At 68.9% G+C, this 23,135-nt stretch carries 25 protein-coding genes; 17 read left to right on the top strand and 8 right to left on the bottom strand.

Annotation, left to right across the window (positions count from 1 at the left end):
* Window positions 1–29 precede the first annotated feature (29 nt).
* The 6 genes from crcB (AWB94_RS16195) to mbtN are packed head-to-tail and all read left to right on the top strand — an operon-like array spanning window position 30 to window position 4,890.
* The gene (gene crcB, locus AWB94_RS16195; RefSeq protein WP_062656202.1) at window positions 30–425 is read left to right on the top strand and encodes a fluoride efflux transporter CrcB; all 396 of its coding nucleotides are present in this window, start codon (window positions 30–32) and stop codon (window positions 423–425) included.
* The gene (crcB, locus tag AWB94_RS16190; RefSeq protein ID WP_062656201.1) at window positions 422–790 is read left to right on the top strand and encodes a fluoride efflux transporter CrcB; all 369 of its coding nucleotides are present in this window, start codon (window positions 422–424) and stop codon (window positions 788–790) included. Before crcB (AWB94_RS16195) ends, crcB (AWB94_RS16190) begins: the two co-directional genes overlap by 4 nt.
* Window positions 787–1,827 (top strand): putative PII-like signaling protein, encoded by a 1,041-nt coding sequence (locus AWB94_RS16185; protein WP_062656200.1) that lies wholly within the window; start codon window positions 787–789, stop codon window positions 1,825–1,827. Before crcB (AWB94_RS16190) ends, AWB94_RS16185 begins: the two co-directional genes overlap by 4 nt.
* A gap of 53 nt (window positions 1,828–1,880) precedes the next feature.
* On the top strand, window positions 1,881–2,150 hold the full coding sequence (locus AWB94_RS16180) for an acyl carrier protein (protein ID WP_062656199.1): 270 nt from the start codon (window positions 1,881–1,883) through the stop codon (window positions 2,148–2,150).
* A gap of 5 nt (window positions 2,151–2,155) precedes the next feature.
* Window positions 2,156–3,724, top strand: coding sequence for a long-chain-fatty acid--ACP ligase MbtM (gene mbtM / locus AWB94_RS16175; RefSeq protein ID WP_234811777.1), 1,569 nt, complete (start codon window positions 2,156–2,158; stop codon window positions 3,722–3,724).
* Window positions 3,721–4,890, top strand: coding sequence for a mycobactin biosynthesis acyl-ACP dehydrogenase MbtN (mbtN, locus tag AWB94_RS16170; protein ID WP_062656198.1), 1,170 nt, complete (start codon window positions 3,721–3,723; stop codon window positions 4,888–4,890). The genes mbtM and mbtN overlap by 4 nt, the downstream gene beginning before the upstream one ends.
* Before the next feature lie 2 nt (window positions 4,891–4,892).
* On the opposite strand, the gene AWB94_RS16165 is transcribed toward mbtN, so the two are convergent.
* Window positions 4,893–5,522, bottom strand: a complete 630-nt coding sequence (locus tag AWB94_RS16165; RefSeq protein ID WP_062656197.1) for a GNAT family N-acetyltransferase — start codon at window positions 5,520–5,522, stop codon at window positions 4,893–4,895.
* Between the two features lie 105 nt (window positions 5,523–5,627).
* Window positions 5,628–6,368, bottom strand: a complete 741-nt coding sequence (locus tag AWB94_RS16160) for an IclR family transcriptional regulator (RefSeq protein ID WP_062656196.1) — start codon at window positions 6,366–6,368, stop codon at window positions 5,628–5,630.
* Between the two features lie 140 nt (window positions 6,369–6,508).
* Between AWB94_RS16160 and AWB94_RS16155 the strand changes: the two genes are divergently transcribed.
* The 4 genes from AWB94_RS16155 to ptsP are packed head-to-tail and all read left to right on the top strand — an operon-like array spanning window position 6,509 to window position 11,280.
* Window positions 6,509–7,264 (top strand): MIP/aquaporin family protein, encoded by a 756-nt coding sequence (locus tag AWB94_RS16155; RefSeq protein WP_062656195.1) that lies wholly within the window; start codon window positions 6,509–6,511, stop codon window positions 7,262–7,264.
* 10 nt (window positions 7,265–7,274) lie between these two features.
* Window positions 7,275–8,273 (top strand): dihydroxyacetone kinase subunit DhaK, encoded by a 999-nt coding sequence (gene dhaK / locus AWB94_RS16150; RefSeq protein ID WP_062656194.1) that lies wholly within the window; start codon window positions 7,275–7,277, stop codon window positions 8,271–8,273.
* 2 nt (window positions 8,274–8,275) lie between these two features.
* Window positions 8,276–8,857 (top strand): dihydroxyacetone kinase subunit DhaL, encoded by a 582-nt coding sequence (gene dhaL, locus AWB94_RS16145; protein WP_062656193.1) that lies wholly within the window; start codon window positions 8,276–8,278, stop codon window positions 8,855–8,857.
* Window positions 8,854–11,280: a phosphoenolpyruvate--protein phosphotransferase gene (gene ptsP, locus AWB94_RS16140; RefSeq protein WP_062656192.1), complete on the top strand. Its 2,427-nt coding sequence runs from the start codon at window positions 8,854–8,856 to the stop codon at window positions 11,278–11,280. Before dhaL ends, ptsP begins: the two co-directional genes overlap by 4 nt.
* Window positions 11,281–11,295: 15 nt before the next feature.
* Here ptsP and AWB94_RS16135 read toward each other — a convergent pair whose 3' ends face one another.
* Window positions 11,296–11,682, bottom strand: coding sequence for a DUF2237 family protein (locus AWB94_RS16135; RefSeq protein ID WP_062656191.1), 387 nt, complete (start codon window positions 11,680–11,682; stop codon window positions 11,296–11,298).
* 127 nt (window positions 11,683–11,809) lie between these two features.
* Between AWB94_RS16135 and AWB94_RS16130 the strand changes: the two genes are divergently transcribed.
* On the top strand, window positions 11,810–12,046 hold the full coding sequence (locus AWB94_RS16130; RefSeq protein WP_062656190.1) for a hypothetical protein: 237 nt from the start codon (window positions 11,810–11,812) through the stop codon (window positions 12,044–12,046).
* Here AWB94_RS16130 and AWB94_RS16125 read toward each other — a convergent pair.
* Genes AWB94_RS16125 through AWB94_RS16115 form a run of 3 tightly spaced genes read right to left on the bottom strand, consistent with a single transcriptional unit; the run spans window position 12,003 to window position 14,434 of the window.
* The gene (locus AWB94_RS16125) at window positions 12,003–13,193 is read right to left on the bottom strand and encodes an N-acetylglucosamine-6-phosphate deacetylase (protein ID WP_062656189.1); all 1,191 of its coding nucleotides are present in this window, start codon (window positions 13,191–13,193) and stop codon (window positions 12,003–12,005) included. The genes AWB94_RS16130 and AWB94_RS16125 overlap by 44 nt on opposite strands.
* On the bottom strand, window positions 13,194–13,979 hold the full coding sequence (gene nagB, locus AWB94_RS16120) for a glucosamine-6-phosphate deaminase (protein WP_062656188.1): 786 nt from the start codon (window positions 13,977–13,979) through the stop codon (window positions 13,194–13,196).
* Complete coding sequence (locus tag AWB94_RS16115; protein ID WP_062656187.1) at window positions 13,979–14,434, bottom strand: PTS sugar transporter subunit IIA; 456 nt, start codon at window positions 14,432–14,434, stop codon at window positions 13,979–13,981. Before AWB94_RS16115 ends, nagB begins: the two co-directional genes overlap by 1 nt.
* A 69-nt stretch (window positions 14,435–14,503) precedes the next feature.
* On the opposite strand from AWB94_RS16115, the gene AWB94_RS16110 reads away from it, so the two are divergent.
* Window positions 14,504–16,060: a PTS transporter subunit EIIC gene (locus AWB94_RS16110; RefSeq protein WP_062656186.1), complete on the top strand. Its 1,557-nt coding sequence runs from the start codon at window positions 14,504–14,506 to the stop codon at window positions 16,058–16,060.
* Here the strand turns inward: AWB94_RS16110 and AWB94_RS16105 are convergent.
* A complete protein-coding gene (locus AWB94_RS16105; RefSeq protein ID WP_062656185.1) occupies window positions 16,057–16,965 on the bottom strand; it encodes an LmeA family phospholipid-binding protein in 909 nt (302 codons plus the stop codon). The two genes, AWB94_RS16110 and AWB94_RS16105, sit on opposite strands and share 4 nt — an antisense overlap.
* Window positions 16,966–17,013: 48 nt before the next feature.
* Here AWB94_RS16105 and AWB94_RS16100 point away from each other — a divergent pair, with 48 nt between their 5' ends.
* Window positions 17,014–18,774, top strand: a complete 1,761-nt coding sequence (locus tag AWB94_RS16100; protein WP_062656184.1) for a sulfatase-like hydrolase/transferase — start codon at window positions 17,014–17,016, stop codon at window positions 18,772–18,774.
* A 2-nt stretch (window positions 18,775–18,776) separates the two neighbouring features.
* On the opposite strand, the gene AWB94_RS16095 is transcribed toward AWB94_RS16100, so the two are convergent.
* Entirely contained in the window at window positions 18,777–19,460 is a 684-nt protein-coding gene (locus AWB94_RS16095; RefSeq protein WP_064961282.1) for a YceI family protein, read from the bottom strand.
* Between the two features lie 115 nt (window positions 19,461–19,575).
* Between AWB94_RS16095 and AWB94_RS16090 the strand changes: the two genes are divergently transcribed.
* The 4 genes from AWB94_RS16090 (at window position 19,576) to AWB94_RS16075 (ending at window position 23,084) form a co-directional block, all read left to right on the top strand.
* A complete protein-coding gene (locus tag AWB94_RS16090) occupies window positions 19,576–21,183 on the top strand; it encodes a peptide chain release factor 3 (protein WP_062656182.1) in 1,608 nt (535 codons plus the stop codon).
* Window positions 21,184–21,304: 121 nt separating this feature from the next.
* Window positions 21,305–21,511 (top strand): FitA-like ribbon-helix-helix domain-containing protein, encoded by a 207-nt coding sequence (locus AWB94_RS16085; protein WP_062656181.1) that lies wholly within the window; start codon window positions 21,305–21,307, stop codon window positions 21,509–21,511.
* Entirely contained in the window at window positions 21,508–21,903 is a 396-nt protein-coding gene (locus tag AWB94_RS16080) for a type II toxin-antitoxin system death-on-curing family toxin (RefSeq protein ID WP_062656180.1), read from the top strand. The genes AWB94_RS16085 and AWB94_RS16080 overlap by 4 nt, the downstream gene beginning before the upstream one ends.
* A gap of 344 nt (window positions 21,904–22,247) precedes the next feature.
* A complete protein-coding gene (locus tag AWB94_RS16075) occupies window positions 22,248–23,084 on the top strand; it encodes an amidase domain-containing protein (RefSeq protein WP_084395081.1) in 837 nt (278 codons plus the stop codon).
* Window positions 23,085–23,135 lie beyond the last annotated feature (51 nt).

Raw genomic sequence — 23,135 nt, 5'->3', positions numbered from 1 at the left:
TGCGAGCAACGGGCGACATACTGAGCGGCATGACTGGCTTCGACCGACGCGAACTGGCGGCCGTGTTCGCCGGTGGGGCCCTGGGCACGCTGGCCCGGGCGGGGCTCGGGCACGTCCTGGCGGTGCCGCCCGGGCACTGGCCGTGGCCGACGTTCATCGTGAACATCGTCGGCACGGTGCTGCTGGCGTTCTTCACCACGCGCCTGCTGGAGCGGTTGCCGACATCGGCGTACCGCCGGCCGCTGCTGGGCACCGGGTTGTGCGGGGGCCTCACCACGTTCTCCACCATGCAGGTGGAGACGGTGGCCATGCTGGAGCACCGGTTCTACGCGCTGGCCGCCGCCTACACCGTGGCCGGCATCGCGGTCGGGCTGCTCGCCATGCACGTCACCACCGCGCTGGTGCGGCGAGCGCGGGTCCGATGACGACCGTCGCACTCTGGATCGGGGTCGCGCTGATCGGCGGCGTCGGAGCGGTATGCCGGTTCGTGGTGGACAAGCGCGTGCAGCAGCGGGTGTCGCGGCCGTTTCCGGTGGGCACGTTGGCGGTCAACGTCAGCGGCGCCTGGCTGTTGGGTTTCATCGGCGGGCTGGCGCTGAACCCGGACGCGGCGCTGCTGGCCGGCACCGCGTTCGTCGGGGCGTACACCACCTTCTCGACGTGGATGTTGGAGACCCAACGCCTGGGCGAGGAGCGCCAGATATCGCCGGCGATCGCCAATATCGTGATCAGCGTGGCGCTCGGGCTGGCGGCGGCGTGGCTGGGCCAGACGATGGGAGCCGCGCTGTGAACACCGAGTATCTCAAGCTCACCGCGTATTTCGGGGAGCGGTTACGTGGGCAGCGCCGCTTCGTCGCCGACGAACTGCTGGACCTGTTCGGAGCGCACCGGGTGGCCAACAGCGTGGTGCTGCGCGGCAGCGCCGGCTATGGCCCTCGCCACGAACTGCGCAGCGACCTGACGCTGTCGCTCTCGGAGGACCTGCCGGTCGCCGTGGCCGCGGTGGACCGCGCCGAACGGATCACCGGACTGGCCGAGCAGGCCGTGACGATGATCAGCCGGGGCATCGTCACCCTCGAGCGCGCGCAGCTGGTCGGTGCGCCACCACCCGAGCACGCCAAACTGACCGTGTACGTCACGCGCGCCGGGTCCCATCGCGCCGTCTGCGACGTCCTGCGTGCGCACGGCTTCGCCGGGGCTGCCGTGTTTCTCGGCGTGGACGGCACCGCGGGTGGCCAGCGCAGGCGGGCCCGCTTCTTCAGCGCCAACACCGATGTCCCGGTGATGATCATCGCCCCGGGCACCGGCGACCAGGTGGCCGCCGCCGTGCCCGAGCTACAGCGGCTGGTGCCCGGCGCCACCATGACGGTGGAGCGGGCACAGTTGTGCAAGCGGGACGGCCGACTGCTCGCGACGCCGGACCCGCTGCCCGCCACCGATGCCGAAGGACGGCCGCTGTACCAGAAACTGATGATCCACACCGCCGAGAACACCATGGCGCCGTACGGCGAGGTACCGATACACCGGGCGCTGGTCGCCCGACTTCGGGAACGCCGGGCGGTCAGCGGGGTGACCGTGCTGCGCGGCGTCTGGGGCTTCCACGGTGACCATGAACCCCACGGCGACAAGCTGTTTCAGCTCAGCCGCCGGGTACCGGTGACCACGGTGATGGTGGACACCCCGGCACGCATCGCAGCGTGCTTCGATATCGTCGACGAGTTGACCGGCCGGCACGGGCTGGTCACCAGCGAGCTGGTGCCGGCCCTGGTGAGCATCGACGGCGGCCACCGGCGCGGCGATACGGGACTGGCCGCGCACAGCGGATGACGGCACGAGGTAAGCCTAGCCTTGGCTAACTTGCCCGTGTAGCGTCCCCCGACATGGAACAGTCACCACCCGCTGCTGTCAACCCTGAGCTGCTCGCCATCCTGAGAGATGACCTCAGCATCGACGTCAGCCGGATCACCCGGGACTCCCGGCTGATCGACGACCTGGGCATGGATTCGGTGGCCTTCGCGGTCGGCATGGTGGCCATCGAGGATCGCCTCGACGCCGCCCTCACCGAGGAGGATCTGCTCAGCTGCGAGACCGTCGGCCAACTGGAGGCCGCGGTGCTGGCCAAACTCCCCGCCGGGCAGGGCAACTCGTGAACCCTCTGGCCGAAGCCCTGCGCCAGTCGATGACCACGTCGACCAACGACCTGCACGTCTTCGACACCGAAGCCGGCACGTGGACCCGCCACCCGTGGGCCGAAGTGCATGCCCGCGCCGAGAACGTGGCCGCCCGCATCTGCGCCGACGGTGCCACGGCCGTCGGCCTCGTCGGGGATCCGAACGTCGAGCTCATCGCCGCGATCACCGGCGCCTTCCTGGCCGGTGCCGCCGTGTCGATCCTGCCCGGGCCGGTCCGCGGCGCCGACCCGAAACGATGGGCGCAGTCCACCCTGGCGCGGTTCGACGGTATCGGCGTGCGCACGGTGTTCAGCCACGGCGGGCAGCTGCGCGAACTCGGCACCACCGAGAGCGCACTGACCGTGCACGACGTCACCACCGTCGCGCACCCGCGCCGGTCGGTCACCCACGACGGCACCGTCGGGAACACCGTCGCTGTCCTTCAGGGCACCGCCGGATCGACGGGAACGCCTCGTACCGCCCAGCTTTCGCCCGATGCGGTGCTGGCAAACCTGCAAGCACTGGTGACCCGCGTCGGCGTGGATGCCGGCGAGACGGGTCACTCGTGGCTGCCGCTGTATCACGATATGGGGCTGTCCTTCCTGCTCACCATGGCACTCGGTGGGGCCAACCTGTGGCAGGCGCCGACGTCGGCGTTCTCGGCGCAGCCGTTCGGCTGGTTGAAGTGGCTCACCGACAGCCGCGCCACCGTGACCGCCGCACCGAACATGGCGTACAACATCGTCGGCAAGTACGCCCGCCTGGTCAGCGACGTCGACTTCACACACCTGCGGTTCGCCCTCAATGGCGGTGAGCCCGTGGACTGCGAGGGCAGCGCCCGGTTCGCCACCGAGATGGCCCGCTTCGGCCTCCAGCCGGGCGCGCTGGCGCCGTCCTACGGCTTGGCCGAATCCAACTGCGCGGTCAGCGTTCCCGCCCCGGGTGTCGGGCTGCGCGTCGACGAGATCCAGGTGCTCAGCGACGACGGCGGCTACGTGCGCAAGCACGCCGTGCTCGGTGAGGCGATCCCCGGCATGCAGGTCCGGATCACACCGAACGAGCAATTCGCCGGCACCATCGTCGACCGCGAGGTCGGCGAGGTGCAGGTCCGCGGTACGTCGATGATGAACGGCTACCTCGGTGACGAACCCATCGACCGGGAAAGCTGGTTCCCGACAGGCGATATCGGCTACCTGCTGGACGGCGGCCTGGTGATCTGCGGTCGGGCCAAGGAGATCATCACCGTGGCCGGGCGCAACATCTTCCCCACCGAGATCGAACAGGTGGCCGCGCAGATCGACGGCATCCGGCCCGGCGCCGTGGTGGCCGTCGGCACCGGCGGATCCTCGACCCGGCCGGGACTGGTGATCGCCGCCGAATTCAAGGGTGCCGACGAACCCGCGGCACGCAGCGCGCTGGTGCAGCGCATCGCCTCCGAATGCGGTGTGGTACCCGCCGATGTGGTGTTCATGCGGCCCGGGTCCCTGCCCCGCACCTCGTCGGGCAAGCTGCGCCGCCTCGAGGTCAAACGAAATCTGGAGGCTGCACCGTGACCGTTGCCGCACCGTCCCACCAGACCACCGACGACTTCGCGGCCCTGCTCGGCCGGGTGTTCAACCACCAGGTCACGGCGTGGACAGCCGAAGCCGAAGCGACCGAACATTTCCCGCGCGAGCTCATCGAGTACCTGGGCCGTGAGGGTGTGTTCGCCGCCAAATGGGGCCAGGACAAGCAACCCGACGTCGGCAAGGTGATCGCCCTGGCCACCGAGCTGGGCCGACTGGGTTCGGCCGGCATCGCGGTCGGGGTGAGCCTGCACGACTCGGCGATCGCCATCCTGCGCCGCTTCGCCCGCAACGACCACCTGCGCGATATCGCCGACCGCGCTATCCGCGGTGAGGCGGTGTTGTGTATCGGCGCGTCCGAAGAGTCCGGCGGATCCGACCTGCAGATCGTCGGCACCGAAATACGGTCGGCACGCGGCGGTTTCGAGGTCAGGGGCATCAAGAAGTTCGTCTCCCTGTCCCCCATCGCCGATTATGTGATGGCGGTGGCGCGCAATGTGGACAACGACCCGTCGAGCCGGCACGGCAACGTGGTGGTCGTCGCGGTCCCGCTGAACGACCCCGGGGTGGAGGTGCAGACGCCTTACCGCAAGGTGGGCGCCGGCCCGCTCGCCACCGCCGCGGTGCACATCGACACCTGGGTGCCCGCCGATGCGCTGGTCGCCCGCCCGGGCACCGGGTTGGCCGCGATCTCCTGGGGATTGGCGCACGAGCGGATGTCGGTGGCCGGCCAGGTGGCCAGCAACTGTCAGCGACTGCTGGGAATCACGTTGGCGCGCATGATGGATCGCCGCCAGTTCGGTCACACCCTGTACGAACACCAGGCGCTGCGGATGCGGGTGGCCGACCTGCAGGCCCGGGTGGACATGCTGCGTCATGCACTCGTCGGCATCGCGGCGGGCAAGACGCTGGACCTGCGCACCGCCGCGGCCATGAAGGTCACCGCGGCGCGGCTGGGTGAAGAGGTGGTCAACGAATGCATGCACATCTTCGGCGGCACCGGCTATCTGGTCGACGAAACCCCGCTGGGCCAGTACTGGCGCGACATGAAGCTGGCCCGGGTCGGCGGCGGCACCGACGAGGTGCTCTGGGAGTTGGTGGCCGCGGCCATGAAGCCCGACCATGACGGCTATGCCGCCATGATGGCCCGCTGACCCTACCGGTGGGCCGGGATGTCGTCGGGGGTGCGGGGGAACGTGTAGAGCGCCATCCGGCGATTCGACATCTGATGCTCGCCCAGGAAGGTGCACCCGACGTATTCGACCAGCCGGCGCGCTCCGGCGTTACGGTGATCGGGATCGAACATCACCCGCCGGCACCGCGGCTCGCCGGCGAACAGGTCGACCAACAGTTTGGGTAGGATCAACGCGGCGATGCCCCGGTTCACCAGGGTGGTGTCGGCGATGGCGGCGTGAATGCCCAGGTCGTACGGGTCGGCGTCGTACCGGGTGGCGATGGAATCCTTTGCCGCCCGATAGATTTCGATATAGCCGACATCCTCACCCTTCCGGCTGGTGACGAACGGGCGGGAGAACGAGCCGGCCAGCTGGGCCTTGAGGTACAGGCGCCAGCGTTCCGGCGGCCAGTCGTACTCCCACGCCTGGGCCAGGTGCGGCAGATTCATCCACTGCGAGATCATCTCGGCGTCGGCGTCGGGGTCGGCCACCCGGGCGCCGTAGGGCGCGGCGATCTGCGGGATCGTCGGCGCCGGGACGGCGCGGACCTCATCGGAAATCGTGGTCAACTCGCGCGGCAGGATGGGCAGCGCCTCGTCAGTCTCGATCATTTGAGGGACGAGCCTACCCAACACCGCCAAGTTCCGGTGAGCTACGCCAACGGCCCGCGCAGCCACTGACAGCGGTTCGTCGGGGAACACCGGCGGGCGGTCGGGCTAACTGCGCGGCGGCCACACCGGCGCGCCCAGTTCGCGCGACACCGTGCGGGCGGTATCGCGCAGCGCGTCGATATCGGCCGGCTCCAGCGGCCAGCGGCCGGTGGGCACCACCAGTCCGATCGCGCCGATGGCCTCGGCCGAGGAGTCGAAAACGACGGCGGCGGCGACACATTCACCGAGCACCGCTTCCTCGACCTCGGTCGCCATACCGGTCCGGCGGGTCTGCGCGAGCTGTTCGGCGAGCACACCGGCGTCGGTGACGGTCTCCCCCGTCATACTGCGCAGATCCGTCGGGGCGTAGTTCGCTCGAAATGCCAGCAGGCCCTTGCCGAGCGCGCTCGCATGGGCGGGGATGACGATGCCGACCTCCGGCATCTGCCGGGTACCGTCCGGCCGCGGCTCGTGCGCCACCACCACGACCTCGTCGAACAACAGCACTGCGGTGCGCACCGCGCAGCCGGTGCGCCGGGCCAGCCCTTCGGCCCAGATGGCCACGCGGGAGCGCAGTTCCAGGCTTTCCAGGTATACGTTACCCAGGCGCAGGGTGGCCGGCCCCAGCCGGTAGCGGCCCGAGTCGAGTTCCTGCTGCACCATGCCGTGCGCCAACAGGGTGCGGACCAGGCCGTGCACCGTCGAGGGCGCCAGCTCGATGGCGGTGGCAATCTCACCCAGGCTCATCCGGCGCCCACCCTGCAACACCGTGAGGATGCGCAGCGCACGATCCACCGCCTGGATCATCCCGGCCCTCCCGCCCGTGTACAGACCTCTTGTGCACCCCGAAGCATAAGCGTATGGTCCAGATCACATTCGACATTATCGAATGTGGTCCGAGATAGTCGCAGCGGGGTGCCGCCCCGTCGTTCAAGGGAGAACGCGATATGGACGAACCCTCGCTCTTGCAGAAGATCGCGGCCGAGACGCTCGGCACGGCATTCCTCGTCTTCATCGGGGTGGGCGCGGTGCCCGCCACCATCATCGTGAACGGGGACGCGCCGTTCACCATGGCCGACCTCGGCATGATCTCACTGGCTTTCGGCACCGTCGTGGTGGCCACCGTCTACGCCCTGGGGCATATTTCCGGTAACCACATCAATCCCGCCGTGACCATCGGGCTGGCGGTCACCGGCCACTTCCCCTGGTCGCGGGTGCCCGCGTACATCGCCGCCCAGGTGGTGGGCGCCATCGCCGGGGCCGCAGCGATCCTGGGGGTGCTGGGCACGGCAGCCCGCGACGCCGGGCTGGGCATCGCCACCTACTCCCCGCAGACAAGTCCGGTACAGGCTTTTTTCGCCGAGTTCGTGGGTACGTTCATTCTCGTGTTCACCGTCTTCGGCGTGATACACCGCAAGGCCCCGGCCGGTGTCGCCATCGGTCTGGTCGTGTTCGCCGCGATCATCCCCGTCGCCCCCACCACCGGGGCCTCGATCAACCCGGCCCGCACCGTCGGCCCGATGCTCGTCCAGCAGTTGGCCGGCGGCTCGGTCGCCTGGCACCAGCTGCCCGTCTACGTCCTCGCCGAACTGCTCGCCGGCGCACTCGCTGCGCTCAGTTACGTCGCCATCTCCCGCACCCGTGCCGACGCCACCGTGGCGCCGGTGGCCACCCCGTCCGCTCCCACCAACGCAGCAGCCTGAGGATCCCAGCATGAAAAAGCTCATCAACGACCCCGCTGATGTCATCGCCGAAGCCTTGCGCGGCATCGCCTTTGCGCATCCGGAGTTGCGCGTCGACCACGCCAACCGGATCATCTACCGGGCCGACGCCCCGGTCGCCGGCAAGGTCGGTGTGATCTCCGGCGGCGGTTCGGGGCACGAGCCACTGCACGGCGGCTTCGTGGGCCAAGGCATGCTCGACGCGGCCTGCGCCGGTGAGATCTTCACCTCCCCGGTGCCCGACCAGATGCTGGAGGCAACCAAGACCGTCGATAGCGGTGCCGGCGTGCTGCACATCGTGAAGAACTACACCGGCGACGTGATGAACTTCGAGATGGCGGCCGAACTGGCCGCCGCCGAAGGTGTCACCGTCGAGTCGGTGATCGTCGACGACGATGTCGCGGTGCAGGACAGCACCTACACCGCCGGCCGGCGCGGGGTCGGCGCGACCGTACTGGTGGAGAAGATCGCCGGCGCCGCAGCGGATCTGGGCCGCCCACTGGCCGAGGTCGCCGACGTGGCGCGCCGGGTGAACGCGGCGTCGCGCAGCATGGGCGTGGCGCTGACGTCGTGCACCGTGCCCGCGGTCGGCCATCCGACGTTCGATCTGCCCGACACCGATATCGAGATCGGCATCGGCATCCACGGCGAACCCGGCAGGCAACGGGTACCGATGCAACCCGCCCGCGCCATCGCCGAGCAGATGGCCGAGCCCGTGCTGGCCGATCTCGACTTCGCCTCCGATGACGGAGTGATCCTGTTCGTCAACAGCATGGGCGCCACCCCGCTGATCGAGCTGTACGTCATGTACGCCGAATTCGTGGCCATCCTGGACAAGGCGGGGGTACGGATCGCCCGTTCACTGGTGGGGCCCTACATCACCAGCCTGGACATGGCCGGCTGCTCGGTGACCGTGCTGCGCGCCGACGACGAATTGCTGCGCCTGTGGGACCACCCCGTCAACACCCCGGCGCTGCGGAGAGGATGCTGAGCATGGATGTGGCCCAACTGCAGGCCTGGGTACGGGAATTCGCCCGGCTGATCGCCGAGAACGCCCAGCATCTCAGCGATCTGGACGCCGCGATCGGTGACGCCGACCATGGCATCAACATGAACCGCGGGATGACCGCGGTGGTCGCCGCCCTCGACGAGTCACCACCGGCCGATGCCCCCGCGGCGTGCAAACAGATCGGTATGACGCTGGTGAAGTCTGTCGGCGGGGCCAGCGGTCCGCTCTACGGCACCTTCTTCCTGCGGATGGGCCCGGCGTGGGACCAGGGTTTGGCCGCCGCGCTGCGGGCCGGCGTCGAAGGGGTCGTCCAGCGGGGTCGCGCCGAACTGGGTGACAAGACCATGTTCGACGCCCTGGCGCCGGCGCTGGAGGCGCTGGAATCCGGCGGTGACCTGGCCGCCGCGGCCGCCGCGGCCGAAAAGGGCCGCGACGGAACAGAATCCATGGTGGCCCGTAAGGGCCGGGCCAGCTACCTCGGGCAGCGCAGCGTCGGGCACATCGACCCGGGCGCGGCGTCGGCGGCACTGCTGCTCACCGCGGCGGCAACGGTGGTGGGCACGTGACGGTCGGATTGGTCGTCGTCTCGCACAGCCGCCCGCTGGCCCGCGCCGCCGTCGCCCTGGCCCAGGAGATGGTGCACGGCAAGGACATCCGGATTGCCATCGCGGCGGGGCTGGACGACACCACTTTCGGCACCGACGCCGCCGACATCGTCGACGCCGTCACCGACGCCGACACCGGCGACGGCACGGTGGTGCTGATGGATCTGGGCAGCGCCGTGCTGTCCGCCGAACTCGCGCTGGAACTGCTCGACGACGAGGTACGGGAGCGGGTGGTGCTGTGCCCCGCGCCACTCGTCGAGGGGCTGGTGGTGGCGGCCGTCGCGGCCGCCGGTGACGCGTCGGCAGCCGAGATCGCCGCCGAGGCATCGGGGGCACTGACCGGCAAGATCGCCCACCTCGGCCCGGCCGCCCCCGCGCCGGAGTCCGCCGACGCACACGCCGCCGACGAATTGACCGGCAGTTTCGTCGTCGCCAACCCGCACGGATTGCATGCCCGTCCCGCCGCCCGGCTGGCCCAGGAGGTGCGTCGCCGCGATGCCCGGGCCCGTATTCGAAACCCGCGCACCGACTCGGGCTGGGTGGATGCCGCCAGCCTGTCCAAGATCGCCACCCTGGGCGTGCGCAGCGGTGACGAGGTGCAGGTACGAGTCTCGGGCAGCCAGGCCGCCGAGACGCTGGAGCACATCCTGGCCCTGGCCGCCCGCAACTTCGACGAAACCATCGGCACAGCAATCGAAGTGGTGCCCGAGCCGGCCCGCAACCAACCGATCGGCGCGGGTCCGGGTCTCGGCATCGGCCCGGCCCGCTCGGCCCGTGCCGGCGATGTCGTGGTGCCGGACGGCCCCGGCGAGAACCCGGCCGCGGAGCGGCGGCGCCTCAGCGCCGCGATCGCCGAGGTGCGCCGGGTCGTCACGACGGTGCGGGCCCGGACCGCACGCGATGTCGGTGAGACCGAGGCCGGCATCTTCGATGCCCACCTGTTACTGCTCGACGACGATGCGCTGCTCGGCAGCGCCCAGCAGCGGATCGACCAGGGCCACAACGCCGCCGCCGCGTGGTCGGCCGCCGTCACCGAACTGGCCGCCGAGTTCAGTGCACTCACCGACCCGTACCTGCAGGCCCGCGCCGCCGATGTGCGGGCCGTCGGCGACCAGGTGCTGCGGGTGCTGGTGGGCAGTGCCGCCGCTGCCCACGAGGTCAGCGGTGTGGTGGTGGCCGCCGACCTGAGCCCGGCCGAGGCCGCCGAACTCGATCCGAGCCTGGTGGCCGCGGTGCTGCTGGCGTTCGGCAGCCCGCAGGCGCACAACGTGATCCTGTTACGTGCCAAGGGCATCCCGGTGGTCGTGGGGGCGGGCCCCGCGGTGCTCGACATCGCCGACGGCAGCACGGTGGCGGTCGACGGCACCCGCGGCGAGTTCGTCGTCGACCCCGGCGCCACGGTCCGCGCCGCGTTCGAGGCCAAGGTCGCCGCACTCGCCGAACGCCGGCAAGCGGCCCGGGCCCGGTCGGCCGAGCCCGCAATCACCCGCGACGGGGTGCGCATCGGTGTCGGCGCCAACCTCGGTTCGGTGGACGATGCCAGGGCGGCCGCCGCCCACGGCGCCGATTTCGCCGGCCTGATCCGCACCGAGTTCCTGTTCCTGGGGCGCCGGCAGGCGCCCGACACCGAGGAGCAGCTCGCGGTCTACCGCAAGATCGCGGAAGCGCTTGAGGGACGCCGGATCACACTGCGCACCCTGGACGTCGGCGGGGACAAGCCGCTGGATTTCCTGCCGCTGCCGGTGGAGGGCAATCCGTATCTGGGCGTGCGGGGCTTGCGGATGTCGCTGGCGCATCCGGAACTGTTCACCGAGCAACTGCTGGCCATCGCCGCACTCGCCCGGCACACCCCGGTCAGCGTGATGTTCCCGATGGTCAGCACCCTCGACGAACTGTTCGCGGCGCGCCGCCTGCTCGACGACGCGCTGGGCAGCACGGGTCCGCGGCCACCGGCCGACCTGCAGGTCGGGATGATGGTCGAGGTTCCCACCGCCGCCCTGAAGGCCGCCGCGTTCGCCCCGCACGTCGACTTCTTCTCCATAGGCACCAACGACCTGACCCAGTACACGATGGCCGCCGACCGCAACAACGACGCGGTGGCCGGGCTCGGCGACACCTTCGATCCCGGGGTGCTGCAGTTGATCGCGGCCACCTGCCGGGGCGCAGCCGGGCAGGCCGGCGTCTCGGTCTGTGGGGAGTTCGCCGCCGACGAACGGGCTGCGGGACTGCTCATCGGGCTCGGGGTGGAGGCGCTCAGCGTCACTCCGCCGGCCATACCGGCCACCAAGGAGGCGGTGCGCGCCGTCGACGGCGCGCACGCGGCCGCGCTGGCAGCGCAGGTGTTGTCGGCCGAGTCGGCGTCGGCGGTGCGCGAGCGCCTCTGAGTCGGAGCGACCCGGCTACAGGTCGCTGGCGTCGTCGGGGACGTCGACGGCGTGCTCGGCGAGCGCCTCCAGCGGCACCACGTCCAGGGTGCGTTCATGGGTCGACGCCATCACGACCGGGGCGGCGTACCCGTCCTCGTAGGCGCGCAGCCAGTTGCGGGCGGTGACGCACCAGCGGTCACCGGGCACCAGCCCGGGAAACCGGTACTCGGGCATCGGGGTGGACAGATCGTTGCCGATCGAACGCTGGTGTTCCAGGAACTCCCGCGTCACCACCGCGCAGATCGAGTGCAGGCCGGGATCCTCGGGGCCGGTCGAGCAGCAGCCGTCCCGGTAGAAGCCGGTGAGTGGTTCGCTACCACAGGGTTCCAGCGGGCCGCCGAGCACATTGCGTTCGGGCATCGTCTCATCATGCCCTGCCGGACCCGGCGGTGAGCGGTGCCGGCCGCGCCCGTCCCAGCGTCGCCGATACGCGCCGGTAACCGGCACTCTGTACAGTCGTAGCCGTTGCCAGCGTGGCGGCACTGGCATGAGGGTGATCAACGAGATGAGCATGAACGGTTCGGCGAGCGATGCCGCGACGGCAATCGAGGAGCTGGCGCTGACCGAACCCGACGATCCCCAGCCGCCGGCGCCCCGGCACATCCCGAGCTCCGATGACGGCGCCACCACACCCGGCGGCCCCATCATGGTGCTGCTCGGCACCGGGGTCTACGTCGCGGTCAAGGTGTGGCGGTATCGGCGCCGGCGCCGTCGTCAGGGCTGACCACCCACTGACCGCGGTACAGCGTCCCGGTCACCCCCAGGTCGGAATCCAGCACCACCAGATCCGCAGGTGCACCCGGCACCAGGCCGGGGCGGCCCAGCCCGAGCGCGCGTGCCGGGTTGACGGTCGCCTGGCGCACCGCCTGCAGCAGCGCCGCATCCCGGTCCAGGCCGCTGTGCGTGACGGCGAACCGGAACACCGCGTCCATGGTTGCGGTGCTGCCCGCGATGGTGTCGGTGCCGGCCACCCGGGCCACCCCATCCACCACTTCGACGGACATGGTGCCCAGCCGGTAGTGGCCGTCGGCATTGCCGGTGGCGGCCATCGCATCGGTGATCAGGCTCACTCGGTCATTTCCCGTCGCTCCGCTCGCCCCGGTGGCACTCGACCGGCAGACGTGCCGGTAGATCGACGGGTCCAGATGCACCCCGTCGGTGATCAACTCGAGGGTCACCCGCGGGTCTTCCAGCAGCGCGATGATGGGGCCGGGCGCACGATGGCCGATCGGGCGCATCGCGTTGAACAGGTGGGTGCCCACCGTCGCGCCGGCCTCGATCGCCGCCACGGTCTGCCGGTAGCCGGCCTCGGTGTGACCGACGGCGGCCACCACCCCGGCTTCGGTCAGCCGACCGATCGCGTCCAGCGCCCCGTCGCGTTCCGGGGCCACCGTCACCATCCTGACCGCACCCGCCCCGGCATCCAGAATACGTTGCAGCTCAACGGGATCCGGGTCACGCATCAAGGTGGCGTCGTGTGCGCCGCAGCGCTGGGCGGACAGCCATGGCCCTTCCAGGTGGATCCCGTCGATCAGCCCGGCGTGGGTGTGCTCGGCCAGCGCCGTGACCTGGCGCAGCAAATCCTCGGGGGCGGCGGTCACCAGGGAGGCGATCAGCGTGGTGGTGCCGTGGCGGCGGTGCAGGCCGACCGCCGCGGCGGTGGCGGCCGCCGTGCCCGCCGAGAAGTCGGCGCCGGCGCCGCCGTGTACGTGGGTGTCGACGAACCCCGGCACCACCACCGCGGCGCTGTGGTCGGCCGGTGCCGGGGGCACTCCGGCGCCGACGGCGCGCACGGTGGTGCCGGTGGTCTCGATCCATCCGGGCCGCAGCAGGTCGGTGCCGGTGAGCAGGGTGTCGGCGGCGATCAGCACTCAGATACCCTGCCAGGCCGGCTTGGACCGGTAGGCCTCGCGGTAGTAGTCGGATAGTTGCAGGCGGCGGGCCGCCGCATCATCGAGCAGCACGGTGACATGCGGGTGGTGCTGCAGGATGGTCGCCGGCCACATCGCCGATACCGAGCCTTCGACGAGGTGGTGTACCGCCTCGGCCTTGGCCGCGCCGCGGGCGATGAGGATGACGTGCCGGGCGGCCATGATGGTGGCCAGCCCCTGGGTGAGGCAATGGGTGGGCACCGCGTCCACGTCGCCGCCGAAGAAGCGGGCGTTGTCGACACGGGTCTGCCGGGTCAGGGTCTTGATCCGGGTGCGCGACGCCAATGACGACCCCGGCTCGTTGAAGCCGATGTGGCCGTCGGTGCCGATGCCGAGGATCTGCAGGTCCACTCCACCGGCGGCGGCGATCGCGTCCTCGTAGGCGGCGCAGGCGGCCGGGATGTCGTCGGCCAGGCCGTCGGGACCGGCGACCGCGCCGGGGGCGAAGTCGACGCGGGAGACGAAGACCGTGTCGATGACATTGCGGTAACGCTCCGGGTGCTCGGCGGGCAGCCCGACGTACTCGTCGAGGGTGAACCCGCGGGCACGGGCGAAGCTGAGCTGCCCGGCGTCGCAGCGCGCGACGAGTTCGTCGTAGATGACCAACGGCGACGAACCGGTGGCCAGGCCGAGCACCGCGTCCGGTTTGCGGGTGAGCAGCGCGCCGATGGCGTCGGCGGCCAGCTCCCCCAGCGCGGCCGGGTCGGGCCCGATGACGACCTCCATTACTTTGCCGCCGCGAACAGCGCTGCCCCGCTGGCGATTTCGCCGTCGGCGCGCTGGGTGATGTTGCCGGGTTCACGTTCGTCCATAACCACGACCGGCACGATCGGGTTGAGTCCCTTGGCGACGACGGCGGGCACGTCGTAGGTGACGATGAGCTGGCCCGCGGTGACGTCGTCGCCCTGGGTGGCATGCGTGGTGAAGCCTTCGCCGCCCAGCGCGACGGTGTCCAGGCCGAGATGCACCAGGACGCCGACGTTGTCGTTGGTCATGATGATGTAGGCGTGCGGCATGAGCTTGATCAGCTTGCCGGTGACCGGGGCGAGCGCGTCGATGACGGTGTGAGGCGGGTCGATCGCGGCGCCGTGGCCCACCATGCCCTGGGCGAACACCGGGTCCGGAACCTGCTCGAGGGCGACCGCTCGTCCGGCGACCGGGGCGTGAACATGTGTCGTCATGGTTACCAACCCTACGAGGATGCCCCAACCGAGTCTTGCCTTCCCCGGTTCTCGTCTAAGCTGCGCCCAATGAGTCAGTCGACGAAACCCGGTACCAGCAGGCGGGTTCCAGGATTTGCGCAATTGCAGCGGCTCGGCAAGAGCCTCATGCTGCCCATCGCTGTGCTGCCCGCGGCAGGCATTCTGCTGCGGCTGGGACAGCCCGATCTGCTGGGGCGCATCGACGCTCCGGTGATCGGCGCCTTCTTCAAGGCGATGAGCGCCGCCGGCGATGCAGTGTTCGCAAACCTGCCGCTACTGTTCGCCGTTGGCGTTGCCATCGGGTTCGCCCGCAAAGCGGATGGCTCCACGGCGCTGGCCGCCGTAGTGGGCTATCTGGTGGTCGAGGCGGTGTTCAAAACCATGTCGCCGATCGTGCTGGCCGGCGAGCTGGACAAATCCGGCGAACAGGCGCAGATCAACTACAGCGTCTTCGCCGGGATCGTGGTGGGCCTGGTCACGGCCTGGCTGTTCGACCGCTACCACACCATCCAATTACCTTCGTATCTCGGCTTTTTCGGTGGGCGACGATTCGTCCCGATCGTGGTGTCGCTGGCGTCGTTGTTCATCGGCTTCGGCCTGAGCTACTTCTATCCACTGTTCGACGCGGGGTTGACCGGGCTGGGCAAGTTCATCGGCGGCGCCGGCGCGTTCGGCGCGTTCGTGTACGGGTTCGCCAACCGCATGCTGATCCCGCTGGGCCTGCACCATATCCCGAACTCGTATGTGTGGTTCCTCTACGGCGACTACCAGACACCGGACGGCAACACGGTGACCGGCGAGCTGACCCGATTCGCCGCCGGCGATCCGAGCGCGGGCATCCTGACCTCCGGGTTCTACCCGATCCTGATGTTCGGATTGCCGGCCGCCGCGCTGGCGATGATCCACGTCGCCAACAAGAAGCAGCGCAAGGTCGCGGTCGGCATCCTGTCCGCCGCGGCGTTGACGGCCTTCCTCACCGGGGTGACCGAACCGCTCGAGTTCGCGTTCATGTTCGTGGCGTTCCCGCTGTACGTCGTGCACGCCGTGTTGACCGGTCTGTCACTGGCCATCGCCTACCTACTCGACATCCATCTGGGTTTCTCGTTCTCGGCCGGGCTGATCGACCTGCTGCTCTACGGCACCGCACCGGCGGCGAAGAACATCCCGCTGCTCATCGGTATGGGGGTAGTGTTCTTCGTCGTCTACTACCTGCTGTTCCGGTTCGCCATCACGCGCTGGAACATGCGCACGCCGGGCCGCGAACCGGAGGCCGAGTTCGAGGCTGAGGAGCAGGCCAACCTGGGCGAGGGTGCCGAGTCGGCGACCGCCATCATCACGGATACCCGGGTCGATGCCCGGCCTGATGCTCGGCCTGATTCGAAAGCCGAGCAGCTGATCGCCGCGTTCGGCGGCCGGGAGAACCTGGTCAACGTCGACGCCTGCATCACCCGGCTGCGGATGGAGGTGGCCGACCCGACCAAGGTGGATCAGGCGCGGCTGAAAAGCCTTGGTGCAGCGGGGGTCATCGAGGTGGGCAACGGTGTGCAGGCGGTGTTCGGCACCGAGGCCGAGGCGTTGAAGAACGACATCCTCGGCATCCTCTAGAGGTCGGCGAAGCAGCGATTGCTCTGCCCGGACGGGATTGTCGCGTCCCGGCTGGAGAACTTGCCGACCACGCCGGTGCTGGTCACCTGCACACTGTCGGCCTTGATGCCCAGCGGGTAGTTGTCGTTGAGCTTGGTGGTCAGCTCGTTGAGTGCGGACTGCACGGTGTCCTTGGCGAACGGTCCGGTGACGTCGGTGACGTTCAGGTTGAGCTTGCCGTCGGCGACCACCGGTTGCGCGGTGACGGTGGTGCCGCCGGCAGCTTCCAGGATCAACGTTCCGGCACCCGCGTCGGTGCGCACGGCCGTCACCAGGCTGCCGACGACTGGCAGGTTCTCGGCCACCGTGTCCTTGATCCCGGCCGACGTCCAGGACAGTGTCGCGTCCAGGGAGCCGATGGTGCCCTTGGAATTGTCGGCGTCCTTGAGCGTGATATCGCTGAGCGTGACGTCGGCGGTCATGCCCTTGGCCTCCTGCACCTGGTTGCCGGCGGTGGCCACCGAGATGTTGGTGTAGTCGCCGGACAGGTACTGCCACAGGAACGGCGGATTCACCGAGAACGACACCTCGGCACCGTCCTGTACCAGGCAATCGGTGATATTGGACAGCACGTCGGCCGCCTTGTACCTGGCATACAGTTCGGCGCCGGCCAGGCTGCCGACCACTAACGCGATCACGATGACGGCGACCAGGACGATGGTCTGCTTGTTGCGTTTCCTCGCCGGTGGCGGCGTGCCGGGCCGCTGGAACTTCTCGGTCGCGGGTTCCGGGGCGCGCAGCCTTTCGGTCGGCGGCTCCTGCCATCCCCCGACGCCACGGGGCTGGGGAATCCGCTGCGTCGGCCCCTCCGGGCGCGGCGGACGAGGGATCCGTCGGGTCGCCGGGTCAGGCGGCGGTGTCGACATCCGGCAATTCTCCCCCACCAGGCTGGGCGCACGGTGTGAGATTCACACATGAGCATCGTCCGGCCCGACATCGTGATCCTGATGACCGACGAAGAACGCGCCGCCCCACCGTACGAGACCGAGGCCTTACGGCAGTGGCGGCACCGCGCCATGGCCGGGTGGCGCTGGTTCGACGAGCACGGGGTGCGCTTCACCCGGCACTACACCGGGTCGCTGGCCTGCGTGCCCAGCCGGCCCACCCTGTTCACCGGGCAGTATCCGGATCTGCACGGGGTCACCCAGACCGACGGCATCGGCAAGCGGTACGACGATTCACGGTTGCGCTGGCTGCGCCGCGGTGAGGTGCCGACGCTGGGCAACTGGTTTCGCGCCGCCGGCTATGACACGCACTACGACGGGAAATGGCATATCTCGCACGCCGACCTGACCGACCCCAGAACCGGAAAACCGTTGGCCACCAATGATGATGCCGGCATCGTCGACCCGGAGGCGGTCCAGCGCTACCTGGACGCCGATCCGCTGGGGCCGTACGGCTTCTCCGGCTGGGTGGGCCCGGAACCGCATGGGGCGGGCCTGGCCAACAGCGGGTTTCGGCGGGACCCGCTGTTCGCCGACCGGATCGTCGCCTGGCTGGATGACCGGTACGCCCGTCGCCGGGCCGGTGATGCGGCGGCCATGAAGCCGTTCCTGCTGGTGGCAAGCTTCGTCAATCCGCATGACATCGTGTTGTTTCCGGCGTGGGCCCGCCGGTCGCCGCTGCAGCACTCACCGCTGGACCCGCCACCGGTGCCGCCCGCACCCACGGCCAAGGAGGACCTGCGGTCCAAGCCGGCCGCGCAGGCCGCGTTCCGGGAGGCCTACTACTCCGGGTACGGGCCGGCCGGGGCCATCGAGCGGACCTACCGGCGCAAGGCGCAGCAGTACCGCGATCTGTACTACCGGTTACACGCCGAGGTGGACGGCCCGCTGGACCGGGTACGCCGCGCTGTCACCGCGGGCTCCACCGAGGCGGTGCTGGTGCGCACGTCGGATCACGGTGATCTGCTGGGCGCGCACGGCGGGCTGCACCAGAAGTGGTTCAACCTGTACGACGAGGCCACCCGGGTCCCGTTCGTCATCGCACGCGTCGGCGCGGGCGCGACGGCGGCGCGCACCGTCGAGGCGCCGACATCTCATGTGGACCTGGTGCCGACACTGCTCGGCGCGGCCGGTGTCGACGTGCCCGCCGTCGCGGAGGTGTTGGCCGAGACGTTCAGCGAGGTGCATCCACTGCCCGGGTGCAACCTGATGCCGGTGGTGGACGGTGGCGCCGCCGACGACGACCGGGCGGTGTACCTGTTGACCCGCGACAACGTGCTGGAGGGTGATACCGGGGCATCGGCGGCGGCGCGGGCGATCGGCGCGGTGGCCAATCCGCCTGCCCCGCTGCGGATTCGGGTGCCCGCCGACGTGGCGGGCAATTTCGAGGGCCTGGTCCGCAGGCACGAGGGCCGGCTGTGGAAGCTGGTGCGCACCTTCGACGATCCGGGCACCTGGACCGAGCCCGGGGTGCGGCAGCTGGCATACAGTGGGCGCGGCGGCGAGCGGTACCGCACCGATGTGCTCGACGATCAGTGGGAGCTCTACGACCTGACCGGCGATCCGATCGAGGCCGTCAACCGCTGGGACGATCCTGAGCTGGACGAGGTGCGGCGCTTCCTGCGCGCGCAGCTCAAAGAGGTGCGCGCCGCGGCGGTGCCCGAACGGCACAATCCGTGGCCGTACGCAGACCGGCACAAGCCGGCCGGGCGGGGTTGGCTGCGGTTCTAGCGTCACGCCTTGGCGAGATGCACCAGGAACTCGATGGTCGCGACCGGCTCAACCGCCAGCAGTGACGCGAACGGTTTCGGCGGGGACACGTTGTAGTCGTAGAAGCGGACCGGGATGGCGCCGGCAACGTCGACCCGGTCTGCGGTGCGGGCGATGGTGGTGTGCGCGGACGCCGGGCGGCTCACGCCGTGCAGGGTCAGGTGGATGGGCACCTCGACGTCGACAGCGCGGCCATCGTCGGGTACCGAGGTGAGGTCGACGGGTGCGCTGACGGTGACCTGGGCGGTGGGAAACTTGGCGGTGTTCATGACGTCGGGGCCGCGGAATCGTTCGTCGCGCCCGTGGTGCGCCGACGCGATGGATGCCACGTCAACCGTGAATTCCGCTGATACCAGGCGAGATTCGGTCACCTCGGCGTGACCGGTGACATCGGAGGTACGGCCGTTGACGTCGACCATCTGCCACAGCAGCTTCTGCTCGGCGCGGTAGCCGGCCTGGGAGCCGGGCTGCACGGTCCAGGAGCCGTTGACGTCGGTGGTGGCCGGCTGGGCACCAGACGGCAGCGCGAAGGCGGGTTCGGGGGCGCCTTCGACAAAGGTGCGGAAGGCCCACGGTGCCACCGCCACCGCGGCGACCACCAGCACAATCAGCAAACCCACGATAATCCGCCAGCGCCGTTTCTTCACGGTCAATATGGTGCCAGAATGTGACGTCGTTGTGCCGCGATCCGGCTATTCAGCTAACCGTGTCGGACCGCCCGATTATTGATTCCCTTGCTGGGCAAATACCATCGAGAGCGTTATGACCGAGAACGCCCTGGACACCCGCACCGCCGGCCGCGTCGCCGCGGAGGCGGCCCGTCGCCGCACCTTTGCCGTCATCAGCCACCCCGACGCGGGTAAGTCGACGCTGACCGAGGCGCTGGCGCTGCATGCGCGGGTGATCACCGAGGCCGGGGCGATCCACGGCAAGGCCGGGCGCCGGTCCACCGTGTCGGACTGGATGGAGATGGAGAAGGCCCGCGGCATCTCCATCACCTCCACGGCGCTGCAGTTCCCGTACCGCGATTGCGTGATCAATCTGCTGGACACACCGGGTCACGCCGACTTCTCGGAGGACACCTACCGGGTGCTGACGGCCGTGGACGCCGCGGTGATGCTCATCGATGCGGCCAAAGGCCTTGAGCCGCAGACGCTGAAGCTGTTCCAGGTGTGTAAGCACCGGGGCATCCCGATCATCACGGTGATCAACAAGTGGGACCGGCCCGGACGGCACGCCCTGGAGTTGATGGACGAGATCCACGAGCGCATCGGGCTGCGCACCACTCCCCTGACCTGGCCGGTGGGCATCGCCGGTGATTTCAAGGGGGTGATGGACCGCCGCGCAAACAAGTTCATCCGGTTCACCCGCACCGCCGGCGGGGCGACCGCCGCGCCCGAGGAGCACATCGCGGCCGCCGACGCCCACGACGCGGCCGGCGATGACTGGGACACCGCCGTGGAAGAATCCGAACTGCTGTCCGCCGACGGCTCCGATTACGACCGCGACACGTTCCTCGGTGGCGAGTCCTCGCCGGTGTTGTTCACCTCGGCGGCGTTGAACTTCGGCGTGAACCAACTGCTGGACGTGTTGGTCGAGTTGGCGCCCCCGCCCAGTGGCGCGGTGGATGTCGACGGGGTGCGCCGCCCGGTGGATTCGCCGTTCAGCGCGTTCGTGTTCAAGGTTCAGGCCGGGATGGACTCGTCGCACCGGGACCGTATCGCCTACGCGCGGGTGTGCTCGGGCTCGTTCGAGCGGGGTGAGGTGCTGACCCATGCCGGGACCGGGAAGCCGTTCGTCACCAAGTACGCGCAGTCGGTGTTCGGCCAGCAGCGCTCCACGCTGGAGAACGCCTGGCCCGGTGATGTGATCGGGTTGGCCAACGCTCAGGCACTGCGCCCCGGCGACACGCTGTATGTCGATGTGCCGGTGCAGTATCCGCCGATTCCGAGCTTCTCTCCCGAGTTCTTCTCGGTCGCCCGCGGTAAGGACCCGAGCAAGCACAAGCAGTTCCGCAAGGGTATCGAGCAGCTGGAGCAGGAGGGCGTGGTGCAGGTGCTGCGCTCGGACCGCCGCGGTGAGCAGGCGCCGGTGCTGGCCGCGGTCGGGCCGATGCAGTTCGAGGTCGCCACCCACCGGATGGCCACCGAGATCGGCGCGCCGATCACGTTGGAGCCCTTGCCGTATCAGGTTGCCCGGGTGCTGGATCCCGCGGACCTGGAGTTCATGAGCAAGCAGGTGTCCTCGGAGGTGTTGACCCGTACCGACGGCGCGTTGCTGGTGCTGTTCTCCACCAAGTGGCGGTTGGAGGGCTTCCAACGGGACAACCCGTCGGTGAAACTGCGGTCGCTGGTGGCGGCCGAGGGATAGGCCGGGTCTGTGGCCCGGTGGGTATGTGGTGAATGCCCGCCTCCGAGCGACTTTCGAGCGACAACCGGCCCTTGCTGAAAATCTGCCGCCGCGAGTGGTATCACTTCGGTATCATCAAGCCATGGGTATGACTCTGCGCACCAGTGACGAGCAAACCGAAGCGCTACGTCGACAAGCCGCCGCAGAAGGGCGGTCGATGCAGGCCGTGGCCCTGGACGCGATCGACGAGTACATCGCCCGGCGATCCCATAAGTCGAAGGTCGATGCCGCCCTCGATCGCGTCCTCACCGAAGAAGCCACCGTCCTCGAGCGCCTCAAGGACGCATGACCGAGTACCTCGATCTCGAAGACCTCCTCGAGATCGCGCGACGCGCCATCGGTGACGACGTCGCCGTTCGCGATTACGGGTTGCTGCAGTCCGCGTTGGCCCGCCCGCGGGCGTCCGTTTTAGGCGAGGATGCCTACCCGGACGTGCTCCTCAAGGCGGCGGCGTTGATGCAATCGTTGGCGCGCAATCTCGCGCTGGCGGATGGTAACAAGAGGTTGGCATGGACGGCCTGCCGGACATTTCTCGCAATCAACGCAGAGTGGCTCACAGCGCCCGAGGACGATCGTTTCGATTTCGTCATCGCGGTTGCCACGGGAAGCGAGCCGGTGCTGGAAGAAATCGCCGATCGGCTTCGCAGTTGGCACCGGCTGACCGGGGATAGCACCGTGTAACTCGCGTTTATCGACCCATCACAACGCGTTGGTATTGTTCTACGACTATCTGCAACCGAGGGGGGCAAAGTGGCAGATCTTTTTGAAGTCGATACCGCGGGGCTGCGGTCGGGTGCTGCTGACAGCCAGACACTAGCGACTGCTTTAGGTAACGGCACATTCGGCTCCGGTCGAAGCGGGTCTCAAAAGAGTCATGCGGGCGTTGCGGCCGTGGACGCAGCGGTGGCTTCGACTCGCGGCACGCAATCGCGTCGCATGGGTGAACAATCGGCATTCTTGACTGCGGGTAGCGATCGCTACGAAAGCACTGACACCAGCCAGGCGGAACGCGTCGCGGGAGCTATGTGACAGTGGTTGCACCCGTTTCATTGGCTGCATCGACACACCCAACGCGGCCACAGATCGAAGGTTGGGATATCACTCATCTAGAGGCTGCTGCCGACCGCTGGCGCAGTCAAGCCGATCATTCCGAGCGCGCCTTCGAGCAGCATCGTCAGAACATGTCGGCTCCCGGCGGCACGACTTGGCTGGGAGACGCCAAGGACTCTGCCCTGCATCGGGTAACCACTGACCTGGCAGTGGTTCGACGCCAAGTCCAAGTCCAACGAGCTTGCTCGGACGTCGCTGTCAATGGCTGCCAAGACTTGCGCAATGCTCAGCGAAAAACCTTGGAGGCCATCGCCGAAGCCGAAGCGGATGGTTATCAGGTGCGGGAGGATTTGTCGGTGCTTGATACCCGCGATATGCCGCTGTCCGAGATGGTGCAGCGGCGAAGACGAGGCATCGAACATTCTGAGTACATCCGTTGGAACGCCGAGCAGCTCGCCGCGGCGGACGCGCACATCGGAACGCAACTCACGACTATGGCGAATGAACTCGCGGGCATATCGTTCACCGGTGGCGGTGATGACGACTCGGTGCAGATGCTCGATGATCATAAGCCCAAAGATCACCAGCTCTCCGAGGCACGCAAACGCGCCATTGCCTACGCAGACGAGTGGGCCGGCAGTGAAAGCGATCCGCACAGACACAACCCCGATTACGCCAACTTCGGAGACGGAGGCGGAGACTGCACCAATTTCGCTTCGCAGGTAATGCGTGCGGGCGGGTTTCAAGACGTCGGCGACGGTATTGACGACTGGCATCGCGGCGATGGAGCAATGATCAGAACCTGTGGATGACCCTCGGTGGGGCGGCATGAAAGTGGGCGCACCTTCCCGGGGATGATCTGA

It is taken from the genome of Mycolicibacterium canariasense (assembly GCF_002101555.1).
Lineage (GTDB): Bacteria > Actinomycetota > Actinomycetes > Mycobacteriales > Mycobacteriaceae > Mycobacterium > Mycobacterium canariasense.
This window is presented reverse-complemented; position numbering and strand designations above follow the sequence as displayed.